The sequence below is a fragment of the Stenotrophomonas chelatiphaga genome (assembly GCF_001431535.1).
In the GTDB taxonomy this organism is placed as follows: domain Bacteria; phylum Pseudomonadota; class Gammaproteobacteria; order Xanthomonadales; family Xanthomonadaceae; genus Stenotrophomonas; species Stenotrophomonas chelatiphaga.
In genome coordinates this window covers 1-6587 of sequence record NZ_LDJK01000102.1, presented here as the reverse complement: position 1 = coordinate 6587, position 6587 = coordinate 1, and the positions used below count along the sequence as shown (strand labels likewise).

General features: G+C 65.1%; 4 protein-coding genes. 3 read left to right on the top strand and 1 reads right to left on the bottom strand.

All coding sequences use genetic code 11. From position 1 onward, the window contains the following. Positions 1 to 126: 126 nt before the first annotated feature. Entirely contained in the window at positions 127 to 2880 is a 2754-nt protein-coding gene (acnA, locus tag ABB28_RS16850; protein WP_057687523.1) for an aconitate hydratase AcnA, read from the bottom strand. Between the two features lie 232 nt (positions 2881 to 3112). Between acnA and ABB28_RS16845 the strand changes: the two genes are divergently transcribed. The 3 genes from ABB28_RS16845 to acnB all read left to right on the top strand — a co-directional run bounded on the left by ABB28_RS16845 (position 3113) and on the right by acnB (position 6415). Beyond that, complete coding sequence (locus ABB28_RS16845; RefSeq protein WP_057687522.1) at positions 3113 to 3337, top strand: AbrB/MazE/SpoVT family DNA-binding domain-containing protein; 225 nt, start codon at positions 3113 to 3115, stop codon at positions 3335 to 3337. A gap of 7 nt (positions 3338 to 3344) precedes the next feature. After that, positions 3345 to 3743, top strand: coding sequence for a type II toxin-antitoxin system VapC family toxin (locus tag ABB28_RS16840; RefSeq protein ID WP_057687521.1), 399 nt, complete (start codon positions 3345 to 3347; stop codon positions 3741 to 3743). An 80-nt stretch (positions 3744 to 3823) separates the two neighbouring features. After that, entirely contained in the window at positions 3824 to 6415 is a 2592-nt protein-coding gene (gene acnB / locus ABB28_RS16835) for a bifunctional aconitate hydratase 2/2-methylisocitrate dehydratase (protein ID WP_057687520.1), read from the top strand. Positions 6416 to 6587: the final 172 nt, after the last annotated feature.

Below are 6587 nucleotides of genomic sequence, written 5' to 3'. Positions count from 1 at the left end.
ACGAGGCCCGCAGGAGCGGCATTTGCCGTCCCCCGCAGCCTCCACCCACCCGGCGCCACCTAGCAAGCCAGCAGCAACACCATCAGCCGCGAGGGGGCCCAGCCCGTTCGAGCAGGCCCCCAACCCTCAGCGTCCCGCCAACTGCCGCAGCACGTACTGCAGCAACCCACCGTGGCGGAAATACTCCACTTCCTTCGGCGTCAGCAGCATCACCGACGCCTCGAACGTGACAACCGTGCCATCGGCCTTCTTCGCCGCCACCGTCGCGCGCTTGCTCGCGCCATCCTTCAGCCCGGTGATGTCGAACACTTCTGATCCGTCCAGGCCCAGCGACTGAGCGTTCTCGCCGTTGCGGAACTGCAGCGGCAGCACGCCCATGCCGACCAGGTTGGAGCGATGGATGCGCTCGAAGCTTTCGGCGATGACCGCCTTGACCCCCAGCAGCAGGGTGCCCTTGGCGGCCCAGTCGCGCGACGAACCGGTGCCGTATTCCTTGCCGGCCAGCACCACCAGCGGCACGCCGTCGGCCTTGTACTTGATCGCCGCATCGTAGATCGCCAGCTTCTCCGGCTCGCCACCGCTGGCCGGGTAATACAGCGTGTTGCCGCCTTCTTCGCCGCCGAACATCAGGTTCTTGATGCGGATGTTGGCGAAGGTGCCGCGGACCATCACGTCATCATTGCCACGACGGCTGCCGTAGCTGTTGAAGTCCGCCGGCTGCACGCCGCGCTCCTGCAGGAAGCGGCCCGCAGGCGATTCCTTCTTGATGTTGCCGGCCGGGGAGATATGGTCGGTGGTGATCGAATCACCGAACAGGCCCATCACCCGTGCCCCGTGCACATCGTCGATGCTGCCGACCTGCATCGTCATGCCATCGAAGTAGGGCGGGTTCTTGATGTAGGTGGAGCCGTCGTCCCATTCGTACAGGTCGCCATCGGGCGAGGCGATGGTGTTCCAGCGCGAGTCGCCCTTGAACACGTCGGCGTAGTTCTGCTTGAACATCTCCGGCCCCAGGGTCGCGGCGATGACATCGCCGATTTCCTTGTTGCTCGGCCAGATGTCACGCAGGTACACCGGCTGGCCATCGCTGCCGGTGCCCAGCGGTTCGGTGGTCAGGTCGATGTCGGTGGTGCCGGCGATCGCATAGGCCACCACCAGCGGCGGGCTGGCCAGGTAGTTCATCTTCACTTCCGGGTGCACCCGGCCTTCGAAGTTGCGGTTGCCCGACAACACCGAGGTCACCACCAGGTCACCCAGCGCGATGCCGGCGCTGACTTCAGCCGGCAGCGGGCCGGAGTTGCCGATGCAGGTGGTGCAGCCATAGCCCACCACGTAGAAGCCGAGCTTCTCCAGTTCGGTCAGCACGCCGGCCTTGGACAGGTAATCGGTGACCACGCGCGAACCCGGGCCGAGCGAGGTCTTCACCCACGGCTGGCGGTTGAGTCCACGCGCGGCGGCATTGCGGGCCAGCAGGCCGGCACCGATCATCACCGCCGGATTGGAGGTGTTGGTGCAGGAGGTAATGGCCGCGATCACCACCGCGCCATCCTTCAGCCGGAACGCCTTGCCGTCCAGTTCCACGTCGGCCTGGCCCTTGGCAAGCTGTTCGTTGCCGACCGCCGTGCCGCCGCCTTCGTTGACGAAGGTGGAGACGTCCACGTCCTTCTTGTCGCGGTTGGTGGTCAGCCCGACCAGCGCTTCGCGGTAGTTGGCCTGCACGTCTTCCAGCAGCACGCGGTCCTGCGGGCGCTTGGGGCCGGCCAGCGACGGCTTGACCGTGCCCATGTCCAGTTCCAGCGTGGCGCTGTACTGGGCGTGCGCGGTATCGGCGTCGTGCCACAGGCCCTGCGCCTTGGCATAGGCTTCCACCAGCGCGATCTGCTCTTCCGGGCGACCGGACAGGCGCAGGTAGTTCAGCGATTCGTGATCGATCGGGAAGATGCCGCAGGTCGCGCCATACTCCGGCGCCATGTTGCCGATCGTCGCGCGGTCGGCCAGCGGCAGGTGCTGCAGGCCTTCGCCGAAGAACTCGACGAACTTGCCGACCACGCCGTGCTTGCGCAGCATCTGGGTGACGGTCAGCACCAGGTCGGTGGCGGTGGCCCCTTCGGGCATCTGGCCGGTCAGCTTGAAGCCGACGACCTGCGGGATCAGCATCGAGGAGGGCTGGCCGAGCATCGCCGCTTCGGCCTCGATGCCGCCCACGCCCCAGCCCAGCACGCCGATACCGTTGATCATGGTGGTGTGGCTGTCGGTGCCGAACACCGTATCCGGATAGGCGACCTGGGTACCGTCCTTGTCAACGGCCATCACCACGCGGGCCAGGTTTTCCAGGTTCACCTGGTGGACGATGCCGGTGTTGGGCGGCACCACCTTGAAGTTGTCGAAGGCCTTCTGGCCCCAGCGCAGGAAGCCGTAGCGTTCCTGGTTGCGCTGGAATTCGATCTTGCCGTTGAGATCCAGCGCTTCGGGCTTGCCGAACACGTCCACCTGCACCGAATGGTCGATGACCAGCTCGGAGGGGATCTGCGGGTTGATCTGCTCCGGACTGCCGCCGAGCTTGACCACCGCATCGCGCATCGCCGCCAGGTCGACCACGCAGGGCACGCCGGTGAAGTCCTGCAGCACCACGCGCGCGGGCATGAAGGCGATCTCGATTTCCGGTTCGGCCTTCGGGTCCCAGGTCGCTACCGCTTCGATGTGGTCCTTGCCCACGGTGACCCCGCCATCCTCATGCCGGAGCAGGTTCTCCAGCAGGATCTTCATCGAATAGGGCAGGTGGGAAATATCGAAGCGCTGGCCCAGCTTGGGCAGGCTGAAGTAATCGTAGCGCTTGCCGCCTACGTCCAGCTGGCTGCGCGTGGAGAACGAATCACTCATTGCGGATGGCTCCTTTGCTGATGGCTTGCAACGGCCGCGCACCGGGCGCGCCTGCTTGCTCAGCTGGAAATCTTACACATTCAGATGTAGCGCCCATGTCAGCACCTCCCAAAAAAGGGGACGGAGGGAATTAAGTCGTTTTCGCCTACCGCCGGGCTGACAACGCCTTAATTCCCTCCGTCCCCTTTTTCAAAAGTATGTATAATTCGTACATACCGAAGAGGGCCTACCCATGGAAGCCACCGTAGCTGAACGCGGCCAGATCACCTTGCCCAAGGCGGTCCGCGATGCGCTGGGCCTGACCAAGGGCACCCAGCTGACCGTGGAACTGGAAGGCGGCCGGATCATCCTGCGCAAGAGCGTGGACGACGCCATCTCGCGCGCCCGCGGCAAGTTCGCACTGGATGGCTTCGACTCCACCGATGCGGCTGTGAAGGCCGTCCGTGACGAGCAGTAAGCCGGCCATGATCGCCGTTGATTCCCCGGTCCTGATCGAACTGCTCAGCAACGGCCCGCAGGCCGATGCCGTGGAGGCCTGCCTGCGGCAGAGCCTGATCGGCGGCCGCGTAGTGGTCTGCGGGGCGACCCTGGCCGAAGTCTGCGCCGCGCTGCGCGGCGGGGCTGAAGTGCTGGAGGCGCTGGAAGAAATGGGCGTGCATTTCAACGCACTGGAAGCCAAATCGGCCCTGCGCGCCGGTGAGATGCAACGCCGCCACCGCCAGCGCGGCAACCAGCGCCGCAGCCTGGACGGCTTCATGGTCGGTGCCCACGCGCTGCTGCAGTGCGATGGCCTGATCACCTGGAACGACACGTTTTACCGGGATTACTTCAAAGGCCTGAAGCTGATCGTGCCGCAGGCCTGAACCGCGAAGTGACCCCGACGTAGCCCTGTTTTCATTGCTTCATCCAACCGTTTTATTCACCGCATTACCCGGGAGTTGTCATGTTGGAAGCCTACCGCCACCACGTCGCCGAGCGCGCTGCGCTTGGCATCCCGCCCCTGCCGCTGACCGCGCAGCAGACGGCCGATGTCATTGAACTGCTGAAGAACCCGCCCGCCGGCGAAGCCGAGTTCCTGCTCGACCTGCTGACCCACCGCGTGCCGGCCGGCGTCGATGACGCCGCCAAGGTCAAGGCCTCCTACCTGGCCGCCATCGCCTTCGGCAGCGAGCAGAACCCGCTGATCAGCCGCGAGCGCGCCACCGAACTGCTGGGCACCATGCTCGGCGGTTACAACGTCGCCCCGCTGGTCCAGCTGCTGGATGATGCCACCGTTGGCAGCATCGCCGCGGCCGCGCTGAAGAACACCCTGCTGGTGTTCGATGCCTTCCACGATGTGCAGGAAAAGGCCAAGGCCGGCAACGCCAACGCCCAGTCCGTGCTGCAGAGCTGGGCCGACGCCGAATGGTTCACCAGCCGTCCGGAAGTAGCCCAGAGCATGACCCTGACCGTGTTCAAGGTGCCGGGCGAAACCAACACCGACGACCTGTCGCCGGCGCCGGATGCCACCACCCGCCCGGACATCCCGCTGCACGCCCTGGCGATGCTGAAGAACAAGCGTCCCGACGCGGCGTTCGTGCCGGAAGAAGATGGCAAGCGCGGCCCGATCCAGGAAATCCTGTCGCTGAAGGACAAGGGCCACCTGGTCGCCTACGTGGGCGACGTGGTCGGTACCGGTTCCTCGCGCAAGTCGGCCACCAACAGCGTGCTGTGGTTCACCGGCGAAGACATTCCGTTCATCCCGAACAAGCGTTTCGGCGGTGTCTGCCTGGGTTCGAAGATCGCCCCGATCTTCTACAACACCATGGAAGATGCCGGCGCGCTGCCGATCGAGCTGGACGTCACCCAGATGGAGCACGGTGATGTCATCGAGCTGCGTCCGTACGACGGCAAGGCGCTGAAGAACGGCGAAGTGATCGCCGAATTCCAGGTCAAGTCGGACGTGCTGTTCGACGAAGTGCGCGCTGGTGGCCGCATCCCGCTGATCGTCGGCCGTGGCCTGACCGCCAAGGCGCGCGAAGCGTTGGGCATGCCGGTCACCGACCTGTTCCGCCTGCCGGTGCAGCCCGCCGACACCGGCAAGGGCTTCTCGCTGGCGCAGAAGATGGTTGGCCGCGCCTGTGGCCTGCCGGAAGGCCAGGGCATGCGCCCGGGGACCTACTGCGAACCGAAGATGACCTCGGTCGGTTCGCAGGACACCACCGGTCCGATGACCCGTGACGAACTGAAGGACCTGGCCTGCCTGGGCTTCTCGGCGGACCTGGTGATGCAGTCGTTCTGCCACACCGCGGCCTACCCGAAGCCGGTCGACGTCAAGACCCATCACACCCTGCCGGAGTTCATCTCCACCCGTGGCGGCATCTCGCTGCGTCCGGGCGACGGCGTGATCCACAGCTGGCTCAACCGCATGCTGCTGCCGGACACGGTCGGCACCGGCGGTGACTCGCACACCCGCTTCCCGGTTGGTATTTCGTTCCCGGCCGGTTCGGGCCTGGTGGCCTTTGCTGCTGCCACCGGCGTGATGCCGCTGGACATGCCGGAATCGGTGCTGGTGCGCTTCAAGGGCAAGATGCAGCCCGGCGTGACCCTGCGCGACCTGGTCAACGCGATCCCGCTGTACGCGATCAAGGCCGGCCTGCTGACCGTGGCCAAGGCCGGCAAGAAGAACATCTTCTCCGGTCGCATCCTGGAAATCGAAGGCCTGCCGGACCTGAAGGTGGAACAGGCGTTCGAGCTGTCCGATGCCTCGGCCGAGCGTTCCGCTGCCGGTTGCTCGGTGCACCTGGACAAGGCGCCGATCATTGAATACCTGACCAGCAACATCACCCTGCTGCAGTGGATGATTGCCGAGGGGTACCAGGATCCGCGTTCGCTGCAGCGTCGCATCGACAAGATGAAGGAATGGCTGGCCGATCCGCAGCTGCTGGCACCGGATGCCGATGCCGAGTACGCGGCGGTGATCGAGATCGACCTGGCCGACATCCACGAGCCGATCGTGGCGTGCCCGAACGATCCGGATGACGTCAAGATGCTGTCCGAGGTGGCCGGTGCCAAGATCGATGAAGTGTTCATCGGTTCGTGCATGACCAACATCGGTCACTTCCGTGCGGCGGCCAAGCTGCTGGAAGGCAAGCGTGACATCCCGACCAAGCTGTGGGTCGCTCCGCCGACCAAGATGGATGCCTCCGAGCTGACCCGCGAGGGCCACTACGGCACCTTCGGCAGCGCCGGTGCACGCATGGAAATGCCGGGCTGTTCGCTGTGCATGGGCAACCAGGCGCAGGTGCGCGAGGGCGCGACGGTGTTCTCGACCTCGACCCGCAACTTCCCGAACCGCCTGGGCCGCAACTCGAACGTGTACCTGGGTTCGGCGGAGCTGGCGGCGATCTGCTCGCGCCTGGGCCGTATTCCGACCAAGGAAGAGTACATGGCGGACGTGGGCGTGCTGGAAGCCAGCGGTGCGGAGATCTACCGTTACATGAACTTCGATCAGATCGAGGAGTATCAGGAAGCCGGCAAGCCGGTCGCCGCCTGATCGCTCTGTTGTCGTAGTGCCGACCTTGGTCGGCAGCTCGTGAGATCCGGAACCCCTCTGGTGTGAGCCAGGGGGGTTTTTTGTTGTCTGGAGTGGGGCTTGGGCTGTCGCTTATACAACTCTGCCGCTTCCGCCGACCCCCTCCGTGTCGGTTTGCGATGTGTTGGCTGCA